The sequence below is a fragment of the Mycobacterium sp. TH-M82 genome (assembly GCF_057473605.1).
The window spans coordinates 1-2,509 of the sequence record NZ_JBYCKY010000764.1; the positions used below are offsets into that span (position 1 = coordinate 1).

Here is a 2,509-nt window from a genome sequence, read left to right on the forward strand (position 1 = left end):
TGACGGCGTAGGTCGGCAGCACCTGCTGGGTGATGTCGTGGCTGTTCTCGGTGGTGAACGACAGGTCGGCGGTGCCGGCGCCGACTCCGAGCGCATAGAGCATGGTGTCGCGATCGGTCCATTCGACCAGCACCGGTTCGGTGGTGGCACCGATGGCTTTCGGGTCGAGCGCCATAGTGTTCCCCTTCTCATCAGATTCGGTCGGATCCGATGAGATTCGATCAGATTCGACACCAAACCGCCAGAAGTCGCCCCATGAACGTCGTCGACAAGGCAGGCTGAAAGCATGCGCACCCGCACTGTGATCTGGAAAGCGGCGGCCGTGCTGGCCGCGGTGCTCTCAGCGATCGTCGTCGGCGCCTGCTCCAGTGGGCCGCATCAACGCAACATCACCGTGACGTTCATCCGGCACGCGGAATCGCTGAGCAACGCCGACGGCGTCATCGACACCGATGTACCGGGCCTGGGCCTCACCGAGAAGGGCGACGGGCAGGCCCAGCAGATCGCACACCAGCTGCAGCACAACCACTACGACGGCGTCTACTCCTCCCCCATGCTTCGTGCCCAGCAGACCGCCGCGCCGTTGGCCAAGGAGATCGGCAGGCAGGTGCAGATCCTGCCCGGGCTGAAGGAGATCAAGGCCGGCTGGTTCGACGGCGAGCCGTCGTCGATGGCCGACTCGACATACCTGCTCGCACCGCTGGCCTGGCTGCGCAGCGACCGCACCGAGACCATCCCGGGGTCGATTAACGGCACCGAGTTCAACAACCGGTTCTCTGACGCGGTCCAAAAGATCTACGACAGCGGCGACGCCAACCCGGTGGTGTTCTCCAACGGCGCGGCGATCATGGTCTGGACGCTGATGAACGCCAAGAACGGCCGCGACAGTCTGCTCACCGACCACCCGCTGCCCAACATCGGCCGGGTGGTGATCACCGGCAATCCGGTCACCGGCTGGACGCTGGTGGACTGGGACGGTATCCGCTCGTTCGACTGACGCCGGTTGACGGGCGCGCGCCGAGCGGCGACGATGGCCGCATGCGCCCTGCCGACACCCTGGCGCAGCGCTGGTCCCGGGTGCAGCAGCGGGTCTCCGACGCCTGCCGCGACGCCGGACGTGATCCCGTCGAGGTCGCCATCTTGGCGGTGACCAAGACCTTCGGCCCGGAGGTGATCCGTGAGGCAGTCGGGTTGGGAATGCAACGCTTTGGCGAGAACAAGGCCCAGGAGATCCGCGACAAGGCGGAACCGCTGGCCGATTGCGGCATCGACTGGGTGATGATCGGTCACCTGCAGACCAACAAGGCCAACATGGTGGCGCGGCTGGCCAGCGAGGTGCAATCACTGGACCGGCCGACGTTGGCCGCGGCGCTGGATCGGCGGCTGCGGACGCACAATCGCGTCATCGACGTCTTGGTCCAGGTGAAGACCTCCGACGAACCGAGCAAATACGGCATGGCGCCGGACCGGTTGCTGCCGTTCCTCGACGAGTTGGCCGGCTACCCCACCCTGCGGGTGCGCGGGTTGATGACGCTGGCCATCCACACACAAGACCCCGACGCCGTACGCGGTTGCTTTCGCCGGTTGCGTGAGTTGCGCGACCGCGCCGTCGCGGCCGGACACCAGCTGACCGAGTTGTCGATGGGCATGAGCGGGGACTTCCCGCTGGCGATCGCCGAAGGTGCGACGCAGGTGCGCATCGGCACGGCGATCTTCGGCGCACGGCCCTACCCGGATTCCTATTACTGGCCGCAGCAGCCGGTCCGGAATTGAGCCGCGCTCAGGCGATGATGCGCAGCGGGCGCTCCAACAGGCCCACCAGGTCACGCAGGAACACCGCGGCGGTGGCCCCGTCCAGCACCCGGTGGTCGATGGACAGTGTCAGTTTCAGCGTGCTCGCGACGGCGAGTTGACCGTCGCGCGCCACCGCTTCGGCCTGCACCGCGCCGACCGCGAGGACGGCGGCCTCGGGCGGGTTGATGATGGCCGTGAAATGGTCGATGCCGTACATGCCGAGGTTGCTGATCGTGAAGGTGCCTCCGGTCAGTTCGTCGGGGGTGAGCTTGCCGGCACGGGCCCTTTCGATGAGGCCATGCGCCTCGGCGGCAATCTCGGTGAGGCTCTTCCGATTTGCATCACGGATGACCGGCACGAGCAGACCTTTGTCGGTCGCGACGGCACAGCCGATGCTCACCCGGTGATGACGCAGCAGATGATCGCCGCCCCAGGACGAGTTGACGCTCGGATGAGCGGGCAGCACCGCCGCGCATGCCCGGATCAACAGGTCGGTGACGCTGATCTTCATCCCATCGGTGGACAGCTCAGCGTTGAGTTCGGTGCGCAACTTCTCCAGCGCGCCGACGTCGACGACGGAGGTGAGGTAAAAGTGCGGCGCCGCAGCACTTTCGGTGAGCCGCTGCGCGGTGATCCGCCTGATCGAGGTCAGCGGCACCCGCTCGTCCCCGTCGGGCTGACTGCGTACCGGCACCAGCGCACCGGTTGCGGCACC

3 protein-coding genes and 1 pseudogene are annotated in these 2,509 nt (G+C 66.6%); 2 read left to right on the top strand and 2 right to left on the bottom strand.

Annotated features, from left to right (window positions below):
- A pseudogene (locus AC2VON_RS22595) lies at positions 1-175 on the bottom strand (dehydrogenase); the annotation flags it as partial.
- Between the two features lie 111 nt (positions 176-286).
- Here AC2VON_RS22595 and AC2VON_RS22600 point away from each other — a divergent pair.
- Together AC2VON_RS22600 and AC2VON_RS22605 are read left to right on the top strand one after the other, a co-directional pair.
- Positions 287-997, top strand: a complete 711-nt coding sequence (locus AC2VON_RS22600; RefSeq protein ID WP_486954869.1) for a histidine phosphatase family protein — start codon at positions 287-289, stop codon at positions 995-997.
- A gap of 41 nt (positions 998-1,038) precedes the next feature.
- On the top strand, positions 1,039-1,773 hold the full coding sequence (locus tag AC2VON_RS22605; protein WP_486954870.1) for a YggS family pyridoxal phosphate-dependent enzyme: 735 nt from the start codon (positions 1,039-1,041) through the stop codon (positions 1,771-1,773).
- Positions 1,774-1,780: 7 nt separating this feature from the next.
- Here AC2VON_RS22605 and AC2VON_RS22610 read toward each other — a convergent pair.
- On the bottom strand, positions 1,781-2,509 hold a 729-nt coding region (locus AC2VON_RS22610; protein ID WP_486954871.1), incomplete at its 5' end, for a dihydrolipoamide acetyltransferase family protein.

Bases quoted from the DNA above. Each gene is read 5' to 3' on its own strand.
- AC2VON_RS22600 (WP_486954869.1), top strand. From the start codon at position 287: ATGCGCACCCGCACTGTGATCTGGAAAGCGGCGGCCGTGCTGGCCGCG.
- AC2VON_RS22605 (WP_486954870.1), top strand. From the start codon at position 1,039: ATGCGCCCTGCCGACACCCTGGCGCAGCGCTGGTCCCGGGTGCAGCAG.